The following is a 13,925-nucleotide window of genomic DNA, read 5'->3' as shown; positions in this document are numbered from 1 at the left end:
ACCGGGGGATGAACCACAAGCGCCCCGTCACCGTTGCCCGGTGACGGGGCACCGTCGCTGTCGTGCGGCATCCGGCTCCGCCGCGCCGTCCTCGGCGAACCGCGCCGCCGACGAGCCGAACGCTCCCGGTGCGCGATCGACTCCGTCGGACTGCCGCACCAGGAGGTCCTCGCAGCCGCGGCTACGGTCTGGGTCCCACGACGACGTAGGCCGCGGTGCCGGTGACCGCGAGGACCAGGGCTGTCCAGGTGCCCGTGGCCGTGCCGGGCGGCAGCAGCATCCAGCCGACCACCTGCGTCGGTACGCCTGTCGGGGGCGGAGCGAAGAGTGACAACGCCAGCCAGGTGACGGGCGGCGTCCACGCGTACTGCGCGCCGCAGATCGTCGCCCCGACGGCGCAAAGACCCGTCAGGCCCGCGCAGTCGCGGACGACGAACGCGGTGGTGGCCAGGTCCTCGCCCGCCGTCCGCACCGCCAGCAGCACCGCGGTGACGACCGTGCCGATGAGCAGCACGTGCACCGCCCTGCGGGGCGCCCAGCGGATCGCGGCCGTCCGGTCCAGCGCGAGGTCCTGTCCGCCGAGCCCGATCGAGGCCGCCGTCACCCCCGCGGCGAGGGCGAGCGTGGCCAGCCGCGGATCACCGGGTCCCGCGTCGCCGTCCGGGGCCAGCGCCCACACCGCCATCGCGCTGATCACCACCGCGGCGAACGACGCGGGCACCTGCCGTGAGCGTGCGTACAGCGTCAGCCATCTCACCGGGACGCACCGCCGGCCAGGATGTCGAGAAGGTCGCCCTCGCAGGAGACCGCGGCGGCGTGCATCGCGCCGATCCGCGAGAGCTGTTCGGCCCGCGGCAGCGTCTTGAGTTCCTTCCACACCGGGCGGGCCAGTTCGAGCTGGTCACGCGAGGAGTAGACGCTGCCACCGAGCAGCCTGAGGTCCCCGAGTGCCCAGCCCGCCGCGACGCTCTGCGCGGCGACCTCGCGGAGTGTGCCGCTCTCGCCGTCGCTGCGGGGGGAGCAGACCGGAGCCATGCCCTGGGCGAGCAGGACGCGGGTCAGCTCCTCGCCCTCGGCGCCGGCGATCACCCAGTCGTCGAAGTCGACGAGCACGGCGCCGCGGGGCCGTTCCGGCGTGGCGCCGAGAGCCCGTCGGGCGGTGCTCTCACGGATCGAGTCCGGCGCCCGGCCGCCCAGGGCGTCGTGCAGCAGGGACAGCGCCTTCCTGCCGGGGCCCGCGAGGCCGTCGAGTCGTGACTGCCGCACCTTGGTCACGCACACCGGACCGTCGCACACCATCGCCGCGGCGGCCTCGTCGACGACGTACGTCCGGCGCGGGTCGGAGGGGAGGACGAGCAGGGCGACCGCCGCGCCCGCCAGCACGGGCGTCAGGGCGAGCAGCCGTGCGCGCGGGGTGGCCGCGGCCAGCAGTGCGAAGCCCGTCGCGGCCATGCCGAGCAGCCAGAGCGTCTGCCCGAGGTGCACAGAGGCGGCGGGAGTGAGGAGCACGTCGTGTACCTCCGCAACCGCCGGTGACAGCAGCGCGACCCGGTTCGGCACCGCGGCCGTCGGTATCCCCGCCTCCATCGACTGCTGCAGCAGGTTGATGAACACGAAGGCCCCCACGGCCAGCACGGGCGGGGTGAGCGGGGACGGCAGGGTCCGTCCGGCCCCCATGCCCAGCGCGGCCCCCGCGACGAGTGCGAGTGCCCCCACCAGCGAGATCGGCAGCCATCCGAGGTGCGTGTACCCGGTGTCCGCGAGCATCACCTGGGCCGCGCCCTGGAGCACGAGGAGCGCGAAGGCCGAGGTCACCGTGATCGCGGTCGTGCCCGCCAGCGTGGCCGCGCGGTGCCAGGCGGGCCGCGGGGTGCTCGTCAGCAGCTCGGACATTCCCGAGCGGTGGTCGCGCAGCCCCTGGAGTGCCCCGAGCCCCACGACCAGCGGCCACAGAAAGACCAGCAGGAAGCGCGTCCACAGGGCCATGGACGTCCACTGGGCCGTCCACAGGGCGCTGCCCTTCCACCACGGACCGCTCAGCAGGTACAGGAACGCCGGCGCGGTCGTCAGGACCACTGCCCCGGCCCACGGGGCGACGGAGCGCCTCGACTCGATGCGCAGGACGCGGACGTTCACCATGTGCCCCTTTCCTGCTCGGTGTTGAGCAGCAGCGCCGAGTAGCCGCGCTCCAGCGGGCTGTCGCCCACGTGCTCCGGGCCGCCCGCCGAGGCCAGCTCGTCCGGAGGTCCCTGGAAGACGAGCCGGCCCTCGGCGAAGAGCACCACGTCGGTGCACGCGGCGGCGACGTCCTCGACCAGATGGGTCGAGACGACCACGCACGTGTCCTCGCCCAGTTCTTGCAGCAGTCCGCGGAAACGCAGCCGCTGCGCCGGGTCCAGGCCGGCCGTCGGCTCGTCCAGCAGCAGGATCGCCGGGTCGTTGACGATGGCCTGGGCGATGCCGACCCGTCGCACCATGCCGCCCGACAGTGCCTTCATCCTCTCGTCGGCGCGGTCCGCCAACCCCACCCGCTCCACGGCGCGTTGCACCGCGGCGGGGATGTCCGCCTTGGGCACCTCCTTCAACCACGCCATGTACTCGATGAACTCGCGCACCGTGAACCGTCTGTAGTAGCCGAACTCCTGCGGCAGATAGCCGATCCGGCGACGCAGCGCACGCTGCTCGCCCAGGCGGCCTGCGGGCTCGCCGAGCAGTTCGAGGGTGCCCTCGGTGGGGCGCAGTACGGTGGCCAGCGTCCGGATAAGGGTGGTCTTTCCCGCCCCGTTGGGTCCGAGGAGACCGTGTACGCCGGTGCCCAGGGACAGGTCGAGCCCGTCGACGGCCATCCGTTTCCTTCCGGCCCTGACCTTCAGCCCGGTGGCCCGGATCTCCCAGGCGTAGGCCGTCGGTGCGATGTCGGCCGCGCTCACGGCGGACGTCATGTGGTTCCCTACCTTTCTTGATGTGGGTCTGAACCGGTCATTCGTAAGATCGGTGGGGCCCAGGGGTTCCGGGTACGGCTGTTCCTTTCCGATGGTCATCGATGGGCTCCCAGCACGGAGTACGCGTCCCTGCGGACGATCACGACACCGACGCCGAGCGCGAGGATCAGGCCCCACACCGGCAGACCGTCCGTCCGCAGGGCGAAGGCCGTACGGCCGGCGGCCAGGGTCGGCGCCACGATCACGGCGGCCCACAACGCCACGAGCGCGACGGCGGCGCGGGTCACGCCGACGACGCCGCCGAGCGCCAGAGTCGCCGAGGTGAAGGCGAGGCAGGGCAGCAGCCACTGCGCGGCCGTCGTCCCCGTCACCCATCCGCCCGCCAGCAGCGCGGGGACGACCACGACGAGTACGGACGCGGTGCGCCGCAGCAGCAGGTGGAGCCCGGCCCTGGGCACGGAGGCCGTCAGCTCGTACGCCGGGTCCAGGCCGCGCGACCACGACGCCGCGACGCCGAGGACGGGCAGGACCGGGGCGAGCAGCAGCACCAGCGACACCTCGCCGGTACCGGTGTCGGCCACGTCCAGCAGCAGCGCGAGCAGCGTCACGCTCGCGACCATGGCCAGCCACGGCACCATCACCGGCGTCATCCACACCGACAGCCGCGCCGGCCGGCGCCTGCGCGACGGCATCGTGACGGCCGTGGCCAACTGAGGCTCCAGGCCGGACCACACGGTGCCGACCAGCGCCGCCACGACGGGCGCCTCGGCCGTGACGGCGGTCGACAGCCGGTCACGGCACACCCGGCACGCCTCCAGGTGGGCCTCCAGGGCCCACACCTCGTCGGCGGCGAGGTCCGTGTCACCGCGCGCGTACCCGTCGATGATCCGCATCGACGCGTGCTCCACATTCATGCCAGCTCCTTCCGGATGACGTTCCGGGCCCGGCGGGCACGGGTCTTGACCGTGCCCTCGGGCAGCCCGAGCAGGACCGCGGTCTCCCGGACGGACAGCCCGTCGAGCACCATGGCCTGCAGTACCTGCCTGAGCTCCGGCGCGAGGCGTCGCAGCGCGTCGCCGACGTCACCGCCGACGGTCGTCGCGAGCACCTCGTCCTCGGCGGCGGGCACCGCGTCGGGGGGAGCGGCGGTCGGCGGCGGCCCGGCGTGGTGCGCCCTGCGCCGGAAGGCGTCGACGAGGCGGCGTGCCGCGATGGTCCACAGCCAGCCGACGGCGGTCCCGCCCACCGAGGACCCCGCGAACGCACCCGCCGCGCGCCACACCGCCAGATACGTCTCCTGCATGACCTCGGCGACGATCTCGTCGTCCGCGCAGCGGCGGCGCAGCCGCACCGCCATCCATGGCGATGTACGCCGGTACAGCTCCTCGAACGCGGCACGGTCGCCCCTGGCCACCATCCGGACGAGACGTTCCTCGTCTGGTTCGCCGGGTGCCTTCATCGCTGATCTCACACCCTCTAGACGCCCGGCCCGGACGGCAGGTTTTACCCTCGCCGTGATCCCCGTCACACACGAGGGCGGACGGCCGGAGCACGCCGGAGCGTCAGCGAGGTGGGCGCACCGCAGTCGAATACGTGAGTCCACCAGTACCGAGGGCCGAACCCGGCGGTCACTGACGGCGCCTGATGACATGCCCCGGGATGACGGCTGCGTACGACAGTTCACGGCGAGTCGCCCCACCGGCGAAAGGACCGTTTCCTCCAAGTCCTGGCGCGGAGCGTGAACCAAGTTGCCGACTCATCGTTTGAACACATGAACGACTGTCGTCCACAGCGGAGAAAATCATGGCTACCGTCGAGGGAAAAACCACTGCCCGGTTCGAACCGGTCCGAGCAGCACTGGCAGCGCACATCGAGTCCGGTGACGAGCTGGGGGCGTCGATCGCCGTCGATGTCGACGGAGTCATGGAAGTCGACCTATGGGGTGGGCACGCCGACGAGGCACGGACCGTTCCGTGGAGCGAGGACACGTTGGTCACCCTGTGGTCGACCACCAAGACCCTCAGCAGTCTGGCCGCCCTCGTACTCGTCGATCGGGGGGCACTGGACCTTGACCGCCCGGTCGCGGAGTACTGGCCCGAGTTCGGCGCCCAGGGCAAGCAGGACGTCGAGGTGCGGCACGTCCTGGCGCACACGTCAGGGCTCTCCGGCTGGCAGCAGCCCTTCACCATGGACGACCTCTGCGATTGGCCGACGGCGAGCGCCCGGCTGGCCGGACAGGCGCCCTGGTGGAAGCCGGGGACCGCCGCGGGCTACCACATGCAGACCCAGGGGCAGCTTGTGGGAGAGCTCGTCCGACGCGTCAGTGGCCGCACTCTGACCGAGTTCGTCGACACCGAGATCGCCAAACGACTGGACGCCGACGTCCAGATCGGTGCGCGGGAGGCCGACTGGCCGCGTATCGCCGGGCTGGTGGCGCCGCAGATCTCCGGAGTACCCGCCGATTTCGACCCTGAGGCGATCTTCGCCAGGACACTGCTCGGAAGCCCCGCCCGGGACGAGCACGTCGACACCCCGCAATGGCGCAACGCCGAACTCGGAGCCCTCAACGGACACAGCAACGCACGAGGCATGGCCCGTGCCCTCTCCGTGATCTCACGACGCGGCGAGGCGGACGGCTTCCGGCTCCTTTCCGCGGACACGGTGGACAAGATCTTCGACGTACAGGCCGACGGGGTCGACTTGGTCCTGGGCGTTCCCGTGCGCTGGGGCATCGGCTACGCGCTCGCCGACCCGAGGACGATGCCGGGCATGCCCACCGGAACGATCTGCTTCTGGGTCGGCCGGGGCGGTTCGGTCGTCATGATGGACCTCGACCGGCGCATCACCTTCGCGTACACGATGAACCGGCTGGGCGACGGGATCCTCGGCTCGGAGCGCACCCACAGCTACATCAGGCACGTCTACGAAGCTCTCGACGCCACGAACTGAAACCCTCCCCCCGTTTGGCCCGGGCACGGCTTGGGGCGGTTGCCTTCAATGGTTCCTGTGACATCCGGCCGCCCGGGGCCGCACGACGACTCGACCGCTGATGAGGAGCCGCGGGCCCGCGGAAAGGCCCACGCACAAGCCCTCCTCCGCCTTGCCCGACAGCGGATCGACGTGCTGTTCGCGATGCTCCGCGACGGCACCTTCCACGAGGAACCTTCCATGAGCCCAGAACCCCACGCCTCGCTTGACGAAGGACATGGAGGCCCCCCGAGAACCACATGCTCAACGCGCGGACCGATCATTGGTGTTGGTGGCTTCGGTCATTCTGGTGGCATGCAATCGCCCGCCTCGGTCACGCCCGACGCTCCCGCATCCGTGGACCGTCCCCTCTTCACCCAACAGTGGCTCGACCTCACGTTCATCCACTGGGCCGTCGAACCCGACGCCGTCGCCGGGCTGTTGCCGAGCGGGACCGTCCCCGATACCCATCACGGGGTTGCCCACGTGGGGCTCGTCGCCTTTCGGATGCACAAGGTCGGACTGCTGCGCCTGCCCGGGATGCCGTACCTCGGATCCTTCCCGGAGACCAACGTGCGGCTCTACTCGGTCGACGCGCAGGGGCGTCGCGGGGTCGTCTTCCGGTCGATGGACGCGGCACGGCTGCTCCCGGCGCTGATCGGGCGTCTCGGGTTTCGGCTGCCGTATCTGTGGTCGCGGATGGACATACGGTCCGACGGGGACACCGTCGCGTACTCGAGTTCCCGCCGCCGGCCCGGCCCTCGAGGGGCGCACAGCCGGATCACCGTGCGCACCGGTGAACGCATCGAGGAGCCCACCGAGCTGGAGCACTTCCTCACTGCCCGGTGGGGTATGCACAACGCGTTCTTCGGCGGCTCGGAGTATCTTCCCAACGACCACCCGCGCTGGCCCCTGTACCGCGCCGAGCTGATCACGTGCGAGGAGAACCTGCTCGTGGCGGCCGGGATCCCCGCGCCCCGTGACGCCCCGGTCAGCGTCCTGTACTCGCCCGGTGTCCCTGTCCGCCTCGGGTTCCCGATCCGGTCCCGTCGAACATCGTCGCCGACTCCATGAAGAGGCCCCGGGTCGCGGCCGGACATGCCGTGAAGGCCTTGGGCACCCCAGACGATCGGGTCTTCCACAGGCGGGCCACGGCCGGGCCACGGCCACAGCCACGAACAGAACAACGGTGAACCTGCCGGCCAGTACGGCCAGCAGTGCCGTAGTGCCGCAGTGGCCGCGTTCGGGGCCCTGCCCGTACCGGGTTGCCGGAGTCAGCCCCGGGCCAAGTCGCCGGCCTCCACCGACAAAGCTCCCTTTTCCGCAGGTCAGAGCCGGCACCTCATACGCACCGGGTTCCCACCCCTCCCTGCCCGCAGCCAGGGTCATCCCTGGGGAGAATCCGGGGAGAATCAAACGTGCCCCGCCCCGGAACGGGCCACATCCGGCCGACGTCGCACTGTTCACCCGCAACACTCCGCCTTCCCCGATCGGGTGACGGCAGATCTGCTCTGCGCGCACAACGGCCACCTGTGACGGCTTGCGCTTCACGGGATGTCCACGAAGTACCGAGGACGATGTGACCTGCGCCACGAGCCCGGCGGTTCCAGAAATCAGGACTTTCACGCCTGCCTGCATCGCCGCAGCTCACCCCCATATTCGAACGTGCGATCCCATACCGGAATCACGTTCCGTTTATGGAGAAGATCGCAGGGTCACGATTTTCGAGAACCACATGAGTTTCAGGACCCGAAAAGCGACAGGGTGGTGCGTGAGGGCCCGACCCAACGAGGCGCTCACGCGGGCCAGTTGGCCCGCGTCCCAACCCGCCGGCCTCAACGGAGAGGCCGGTTCACCGCCTGGAGGACTGCATGGGCAACGGCGACGTCACCACTGACGTATCGCCCCGGGAGGGCGGCCACGGCCGGCCCGTCCAGGCCCCGCCCGAACTGCCCCTCGATTTCGAGGGCTTCTACCTGGGGCACCAGGAGTTTTTCCACGACTTCGCAGAGATCCACCTCGGCAGCCGACGGGTTGCCGAACAGGTGGTCCACCAGGTGTTCCTGGAGATCCTGGGAGGCTGGGACGAACTGCTGCAGCAGGGCGACCTCGAACAGCAGACCCTTGCGGTACTGCACCGCGGTGTCACCCGCCGCCTCGACGAGGACGGACGCCCGCCGGCGTTCCTCATCAACGGCCCGATAGCCATGAACCTGGAGGCGGTCCGCAGCCAACTGGAGCTCAGCAGCAGCGCCGGCGGCCTGTACGAGGCGATCCTGGAGCTGCCCACCCGCCAGTTCACCGTGACCGTCCTGCGCCACCTGCTCGGCTACTCCACCAAGCGGATCGCCCGCTACATGGGCCTGGACATCCGCACCGTCGACTACCACGGACGCAAGGGCAAGGAACGCCTGCGCATCCGGCTGGGCCTGCCTGCGGCGCCCGGCAAGAGCAAGAAGGGGGCAGGACAGTGACCGCCATCGATGAACTTCTGGCCGACGCCCGTATCGCCACCGGTCCGCGTGGCGCCTTCGACGTCGGCGCCGCCCTGCGCCGCCTCGCCGCCGACGCCGCCACCGTCGCGGCCAAGCCGCACCCGGACACCGTCCGCGCCGCCCAGGCCGGACAACGGCTGTCCGTGGTGTGCCGCTGGATCCTCAACAGGCCCGACGCCGCCGACCACGTCGACCGACTCGCCCAGGAACCCGAAACGCCCGCAGACCACAGCCACCTGGACGTTGACGGCGCCCTCGTCTTCGCCTGCCTGCTCCACCTGACCGACCACCGCGAGAGCGCGCAGTTCTGGTGGCAGCTCGCCGCCGGGGCCGGCCACCGCGCCGCCGCCTACTGCCTGCACCTGCATCACCTCGCCCTCGGTGAATCCCGCGAGGCACGGCACTGGCTGCACGAGGTCACCGACGACGTCCTCGACTCCGAAGCCCCCGACGGCACCTTCCTCGACACCCTGGAAGCCGTCGCGTTGTACGTCCGCAGGACCGGCGCCAGCCTCGCCAGCGCCCCCACCGGGGGACTGGAGATGGAGGTCGACCGCCTGGCCACCGCGAAGACCGACTCCTGCATCATCGTCCAGCGCCCCGATCAGCGTCTCGCGGATCTGATGCACGACTTCACCCGCCGCTGACCCTGCCGGAAATGAGACCGCGGATCACGCCGACGGAACATGCGTGTGACGTGCTGCACGTTCCAGAGGTCAGTGTGGCTCCACCTGCGGTTTCATCACGGCCACCGGTAGTTGGATGTTGCCGGAAATGGCTCGGCGTTGCCGGGCGTTGCCGGGCCCGACAGGAGATCACCGGGTGTCGGAGGCCGTCGCCAGACTTCCCGAAACGCGCAGAAGGAGCCCTGCGTCCCCAACGGGTTTCGTAGGCCACTGAGTTGGGAGGGCTCCCTGCGCGATGTTCCCGCACGCCTATCAACGAGAGGAACTCCGTATGGAGGAGAGTAACGCGAAACGCTCGCCCAAGCACCCGTCCCGCTGGGGCAAGCGCCGCACCAAAACCACCCGTCACCTGCGGAAATGGATGGCCCAGCAGGGACGCAACGTCCCGGGCGAGTTCCTGCAGGGCGCTGCGTACAAGCTCGGCAGCGGCGCCGTGACCCTGCTCGTCCTGTGGTGGGAGAGCCGCCGCTGACGCTGCGACGGGCCCACCCCAGGGTGGGCCCGCTTCGTCTTCGCCGACCCGCCGTTCACGCTCTTCCACAAGGAGAGCAAGCTGCCGATCCTGTGGCCGGTGGCTTGCCGTGCCTTCGGGATACGGGATCTCAGCTGTCGGGGCCGAAACCGCAGTCGAACCCGTTCAGCAGCGGCTCCGCCTCTTGGACGGCGCCGCCCAGCGAGCACCGGTTGACGCCGGCCTTCTCGACAGCGTGCAGGGCCTGATCCACTTTCAGGACGGGTGTTTTGGGGATGTACGCTCCCGGCGAGATGCCCGGCGTGCACGATGCCGTCATGGCGAGTGCTCGGCCGGTACTTGAGACGACTCGCTGACGTTCCCGTCGGCGGTGCCCCGGTCGCGATCGAGCTGACAGTGCGCCGTTTCAAAGGCCTCACCGCCCGTTGTTCGGCGGTGACGTTCGCCGAGCAGATCCCCAGTGAATGGGAACGAGCCGTTTCTCTGAACCTATTGCCGAGCCTTGCTCGTGGCCACGATGTCGATGGCGACTCGAAGTGGTGTCTCCGCATGCCCCAGAAGGGCCCGGGTGATGACGATCGCCTGGATGACACTCATGCCGCGCTCGGCCAGGAGGGTCTGGACGGCCTCCATTCCGTCGCTCTCAAGGACTGGTCGGGACTGCTCGACCAGCGTGGCCCAGTGTGCGGCCTGCTCGGGGCTTAGCCCGGTGACGTGGTCGAACACGACTTCTTCCTTCCCGTGATGAGCCGATGGTTCTCGTAGCCTGCCGCTGGAAGGGCAACGGTGCGGGTGGCCACCACGTGCCCTCGTACGGGTCGGGGAAGGACTGCTCTGAGTCCTTCCGCAGCGCAGGCGATCAGGCGGAGGACTCCCGACCGTCGATGAGCCTCTCCACCGCGGACAGGATGTCTTCCAAGGCGCCGGGCGCGGCGGCGAGCGTGGTCAGGGAGACGGACGGCCACGCGTTGTACGCCTTGTCCGGTAGAGCCTCCAGCCTCTCCGCCAGGCCGGGGACGGCCGGCAGGGAAGCAGCGAACGCTGCCGCCCGCTCGCGGCCGAGGTGATAGGTGATCGAACCGAAGGCGAAGGCAAGGTCGTCCCTCACCGGGCCGTCCTGCAGGGACAGGGTCCACACCGGCACCTGCCGCCCGGAGACGGGGTAGTAGACGGACATGCTCCGGTACTTGGCTGTTCCGCCCTCCGGTCGCCCGTCGGCCGCCGCGTGATCGAGCAGGGCGGTCGCGATCCGCCGTACCTCCGGATCGGGGCGGGACTGAATCGCCGCGTCCATCTCGGCCCGCGTGGTCCGCTGCGTGGTGCGGCGACCGGAGGGGGACTTCGCCGCCGTGGCGACCTCCCCGTGAATGCGCGGGACGAGGACACGAAGGTCACGGTCTCCCCCGCCGCGGTACTGGGTCAGCTCGACCGCGTACACATCCGTCTGCCGCATCTGCCGGTTGAGGAACTCGACGATCGCCCGCAGCTCCAGCGGAATCCTGTCGGCAACGAACAGCAACCGCATCTGCCCGGCGGCCAACCGCTCCTCGACCGTCGACCAGAACTCGTCCGCGGAACGCTCGCCCAGGAGCTCCCCGTACGCCTCCTCCAGTGGACGCCCGTCCTTGACGCAGGTGTCCTCGAAGGACCGCTGCAACAGTGCGGCCGGCCAGTAACGGGCGGCGTTCGCCGCGTAGTCCAGCATCTGCCCGACGACCTCACGCCGGATCCGGGTATCGGTGGCCCGCTTGACCTCCACCAGCGTCGGCACACCGTCGGCGTCGACGAAGAGATGGTCCAGCCAGTACGCCGACCCGCTCTCCGTGCCCGTCGGAATCCCCATCTCCCGGGCCACCAGCACCAGCCGCAGGGGCCGGCCGTCCGCGAGCGTGCCGAAGTCCAGCACCCGCGGATGGCGCGCGAGAAGTTCCTGGAACTCTGCCTCGGTCTCGAACCCGGCACGTTCCAGCGCCCGTAGTTCCTCGCCCAGGACGAACACCGGCTGGTCAGTCATGCACTCCCCCACCCTCACGATCCGGCTCCCGCAGCGACTGATCGCTTGCTCACCGAGTAATACCGGAGGCCAATGACCATGACACTCGCGCGCCGCCTCCTCCAAACGCACTGACCACGATCCGACCGCCCCAGCCGACACGCATGGCTGCCGCGCTGTACCCAACGCCGGGACGATCTACGGCATGAATTTCAGTCACATGCCGGAGCCGCACCGGGAGTGCGGGCCCGCCGGCGGCCGTAGTCGCCTAACTACGCGCCGTAGAAGGCCTGTTGAGGCTCGCAGGTCGGAGCTCGCACACGCCGGGCCCGGGTGCCGGACGAGCCGCCCAGAGCGGCGCGATGACACCAAAGCGCCCGTAGGCGGACAACCGTCAGCGGATCCGGCCTCAAATCTTGGGCACAAATTCCACACATCCCCCTCTTCATAACGGCCCCGATGGTCTAGATTGACCGTGCTTCAGCTGTTCGGACACGAGGCGACCAATAATGATCTATAGGTCCGGCGCCGGGAATGCCAGCATTGGCCTCCTCGACGCGGGACTTGGGGGTGGTCGGTTCTTGGGGCCCTGAAGGGGGTCGGGTGCGGGGAGCACCCGGGGTCTCGACGGGTTCCGGGAGTCCTCGGAAGTCCGGCTGGAGTGCAAGTCCGCTGCCGATAGGGCGAGTTGCTCAAATAGCCCTGAAACAGCGGGTGTTCGCTGGACGGGAGGCGGTGCCTCCCGGGGGGATGATCAGCGCGGCGCGGGAGGCGGGGGCCTCCCGGGGGGAGGAACAGCGCGGCGCGCCGCGGGAGGCTGGGGTGCCTTCCGGAGCGAGGAACAGTGTTAGGCGAACACGTCGAACCACTGGAACCTGGGGGGTTCTGTGCGGCAAGGGGGACTAGTACGCCCGTTTCCGTCTGCGCGCGAGCGTCTGACGAACGGGGGGGTCAATCAGCCTGCGACCGACTGGGAGCAGCGGTACCGCCGTACCGTGATCACCAGCGACATGATCGCCACCGCCTTCGTGGTGGCGGCGATCGGCAACTTCTTCGGGGCCCGGGACGCGGCCAACTGGCACGAGAAATGGGGCATCCTCGCGTTCGGCACCGAACTGCTGGTGCTGGGGGCGTTAGCGGTGAGCCGGGCGTGGGCTCCGGCCGTGCTCGGCCAGGGCGCGGAGGAATTCCGCCGGTTAGGACGCTCGCTGTTCGCGGCGACCGTCGTCCTGGCGCTCGGCGGGATCGCGCTCACCTCGCGCAACATCAAACTCTGGATCTTCGTCGCGATCCCCGCGATCGCGCTCGTCACGATGACCGTGCGCTATCTGCTGCGCCTGTGGCTGCACAAGCAACGTAAGGAAGGACGGTGCCTGCGACCGGTGCTCGCCGCCGGGAGCCCGGCGACCCTGCACGACCTGGTCACCCGGACCCGTAAGTTCCCGCACCTCGGCTGGCGGGTGGAGGCGGTGTGCACGACCGACGGTCACGGGCTCGACGGTGACGAGCTGGACGGAGTGCCGGTCGTCGGGCTGCTGGCGGACGTCGCGACCCACGTGCACCGCGACGGCTATCGCGTCGTCGCGGTCACCCCGGACCCGCACTGGTCGCCGGACCGGCTGCAACGACTGGCCTGGAACCTCGAGGGCAGCGACGCCGAGATGGTCGTGGCCCCCGTGCTGATGGAGGTGGCCGGTCCGCGGCTGCACGTCGACGCGGTGCTCGGGATCCCGCTGCTGCGGGTCAGCATGCCGACGTTCACCGGGGGCCGCCGGGCGGTCAAGGTGGTCGTCGACCGGCTGGGCGCGGCCGTCCTGTTGTTACTGTTCGCGCCGCTGATGGTGTTCGTCGGACTGCTCGTGCTCCTCGACAGCCGGGGCGGAGCGTTCTACCAGCAGCGCCGGGTCGGCAAGAACGGCCGCGAGTTCACGATCCTCAAGTTCCGCACCATGGTCTCCGGGGCCCACAAGGCACGTGCGGAGCTGGCCGGCCTCGACGAGGGTGCCGGTCTGTTGTTCAAGGTCCGCCGGGATCCGCGGGTGACCCGGGTCGGAGCGGTGCTGCGCCGGTACTCGATCGACGAACTCCCGCAGCTTTTCAACGTGTTGACCGGATCGATGTCGCTCGTCGGTCCGCGGCCTCCGTTGCCTGAGGAGTCCGCCGCGTACGGCCCGGACATCCGTCGGCGGCTGCTGGTCAAGCCCGGACTGACCGGCCTGTGGCAGATCAGCGGACGCAGCGACCTGTCGTGGGAGGAGGCGGTGCGGCTGGACCTGCGGTACGTGGAGGACTGGTCGCTCGCCCTGGACACAGTGATCTTGTGGAAGACGCTGCGTGCGGTGCTCTACGGGCAGGGGGCCTATTGATGCG

General features: G+C 70.0%; 14 protein-coding genes and 1 pseudogene. 7 read left to right on the top strand and 8 right to left on the bottom strand.

What is annotated here, in order from left to right:
- Nucleotides 1–181 precede the first annotated feature (181 nt).
- The 5 genes from OG410_RS32095 to OG410_RS32075 form a co-directional block, all read right to left on the bottom strand.
- Nucleotides 182–757: a hypothetical protein gene (locus tag OG410_RS32095; RefSeq protein WP_329302296.1), complete on the bottom strand. Its 576-nt coding sequence runs from the start codon at nt 755–757 to the stop codon at nt 182–184.
- Nucleotides 754–2,136 carry a hypothetical protein gene (locus OG410_RS32090; RefSeq protein ID WP_329304309.1) on the bottom strand — a complete coding sequence of 461 codons (1,383 nt, stop codon included), beginning with the start codon at nt 2,134–2,136 and terminating at the stop codon, nt 754–756. Before OG410_RS32090 ends, OG410_RS32095 begins: the two co-directional genes overlap by 4 nt.
- Nucleotides 2,133–2,942, bottom strand: a complete 810-nt coding sequence (locus OG410_RS32085; RefSeq protein WP_329302295.1) for an ABC transporter ATP-binding protein — start codon at nt 2,940–2,942, stop codon at nt 2,133–2,135. The genes OG410_RS32090 and OG410_RS32085 overlap by 4 nt, the downstream gene beginning before the upstream one ends.
- 95 nt (nt 2,943–3,037) lie before the next feature.
- On the bottom strand, nt 3,038–3,856 hold the full coding sequence (locus OG410_RS32080; RefSeq protein WP_329302294.1) for a zf-HC2 domain-containing protein: 819 nt from the start codon (nt 3,854–3,856) through the stop codon (nt 3,038–3,040).
- Entirely contained in the window at nt 3,853–4,401 is a 549-nt protein-coding gene (locus OG410_RS32075) for an RNA polymerase sigma factor (RefSeq protein WP_329302293.1), read from the bottom strand. Before OG410_RS32075 ends, OG410_RS32080 begins: the two co-directional genes overlap by 4 nt.
- Nucleotides 4,402–4,745: 344 nt before the next feature.
- Between OG410_RS32075 and OG410_RS32070 the strand changes: the two genes are divergently transcribed.
- From OG410_RS32070 to OG410_RS32050, 5 genes are all read left to right on the top strand, one after another.
- Nucleotides 4,746–5,891, top strand: a complete 1,146-nt coding sequence (locus OG410_RS32070) for a serine hydrolase domain-containing protein (protein ID WP_329302292.1) — start codon at nt 4,746–4,748, stop codon at nt 5,889–5,891.
- A 333-nt stretch (nt 5,892–6,224) separates the two neighbouring features.
- Nucleotides 6,225–6,983 (top strand): YqjF family protein, encoded by a 759-nt coding sequence (locus tag OG410_RS32065; RefSeq protein ID WP_329302291.1) that lies wholly within the window; start codon nt 6,225–6,227, stop codon nt 6,981–6,983.
- A 797-nt stretch (nt 6,984–7,780) separates the two neighbouring features.
- A complete protein-coding gene (locus OG410_RS32060) occupies nt 7,781–8,383 on the top strand; it encodes a sigma-70 family RNA polymerase sigma factor (RefSeq protein ID WP_329302290.1) in 603 nt (200 codons plus the stop codon).
- A complete protein-coding gene (locus tag OG410_RS32055; protein ID WP_329302289.1) occupies nt 8,380–9,051 on the top strand; it encodes a hypothetical protein in 672 nt (223 codons plus the stop codon). The genes OG410_RS32060 and OG410_RS32055 overlap by 4 nt, the downstream gene beginning before the upstream one ends.
- Before the next feature lie 310 nt (nt 9,052–9,361).
- The gene (locus tag OG410_RS32050) at nt 9,362–9,562 is read left to right on the top strand and encodes a hypothetical protein (RefSeq protein WP_329302288.1); all 201 of its coding nucleotides are present in this window, start codon (nt 9,362–9,364) and stop codon (nt 9,560–9,562) included.
- Between the two features lie 130 nt (nt 9,563–9,692).
- Here the strand turns inward: OG410_RS32050 and OG410_RS32045 are convergent, their stop codons facing one another.
- Nucleotides 9,693–9,815 (bottom strand): hypothetical protein, encoded by a 123-nt coding sequence (locus OG410_RS32045; RefSeq protein WP_329302287.1) that lies wholly within the window; start codon nt 9,813–9,815, stop codon nt 9,693–9,695.
- Between the two features lie 11 nt (nt 9,816–9,826).
- Between OG410_RS32045 and OG410_RS42660 the strand changes: the two are divergent.
- Nucleotides 9,827–9,961 (top strand): annotated as a pseudogene (locus OG410_RS42660) (hypothetical protein); the annotation flags it as partial.
- Nucleotides 9,962–10,051: 90 nt separating this feature from the next.
- Here the strand turns inward: OG410_RS42660 and OG410_RS32040 are convergent.
- Nucleotides 10,052–10,288 carry a hypothetical protein gene (locus OG410_RS32040; protein WP_329302286.1) on the bottom strand — a complete coding sequence of 79 codons (237 nt, stop codon included), beginning with the start codon at nt 10,286–10,288 and terminating at the stop codon, nt 10,052–10,054.
- Nucleotides 10,289–10,421: 133 nt separating this feature from the next.
- On the bottom strand, nt 10,422–11,576 hold the full coding sequence (locus OG410_RS32035) for a hypothetical protein (RefSeq protein WP_329302285.1): 1,155 nt from the start codon (nt 11,574–11,576) through the stop codon (nt 10,422–10,424).
- Between the two features lie 866 nt (nt 11,577–12,442).
- Here OG410_RS32035 and OG410_RS32030 point away from each other — a divergent pair.
- Entirely contained in the window at nt 12,443–13,921 is a 1,479-nt protein-coding gene (locus OG410_RS32030) for a sugar transferase (protein ID WP_329302284.1), read from the top strand.
- Nucleotides 13,922–13,925 lie beyond the last annotated feature (4 nt).

The sequence above is a fragment of the Streptomyces sp. NBC_00659 genome (assembly GCF_036226925.1).
Classification (GTDB): domain Bacteria; phylum Actinomycetota; class Actinomycetes; order Streptomycetales; family Streptomycetaceae; genus Streptomyces.
The sequence above is the reverse complement of the archived record's forward strand: the minus strand, read 5'-3'. Positions and strand labels throughout refer to the sequence as shown.

Bases quoted from the DNA above. Each gene is read 5' to 3' on its own strand.
- OG410_RS32060 (WP_329302290.1), top strand. From the start codon at position 7,781: ATGGGCAACGGCGACGTCACCACTGACGTATCGCCCCGGGAGGGCGGC.
- OG410_RS32085 (WP_329302295.1), bottom strand. From the start codon at position 2,942: ATGACGTCCGCCGTGAGCGCGGCCGACATCGCACCGACGGCCTACGCC.
- OG410_RS32050 (WP_329302288.1), top strand. From the start codon at position 9,362: ATGGAGGAGAGTAACGCGAAACGCTCGCCCAAGCACCCGTCCCGCTGG.
- OG410_RS32080 (WP_329302294.1), bottom strand. From the start codon at position 3,856: ATGAATGTGGAGCACGCGTCGATGCGGATCATCGACGGGTACGCGCGC.
- OG410_RS32065 (WP_329302291.1), top strand. From the start codon at position 6,225: ATGCAATCGCCCGCCTCGGTCACGCCCGACGCTCCCGCATCCGTGGAC.
- OG410_RS32035 (WP_329302285.1), bottom strand. From the start codon at position 11,576: ATGACTGACCAGCCGGTGTTCGTCCTGGGCGAGGAACTACGGGCGCTG.
- OG410_RS32070 (WP_329302292.1), top strand. From the start codon at position 4,746: ATGGCTACCGTCGAGGGAAAAACCACTGCCCGGTTCGAACCGGTCCGA.
- OG410_RS32075 (WP_329302293.1), bottom strand. From the start codon at position 4,401: ATGAAGGCACCCGGCGAACCAGACGAGGAACGTCTCGTCCGGATGGTG.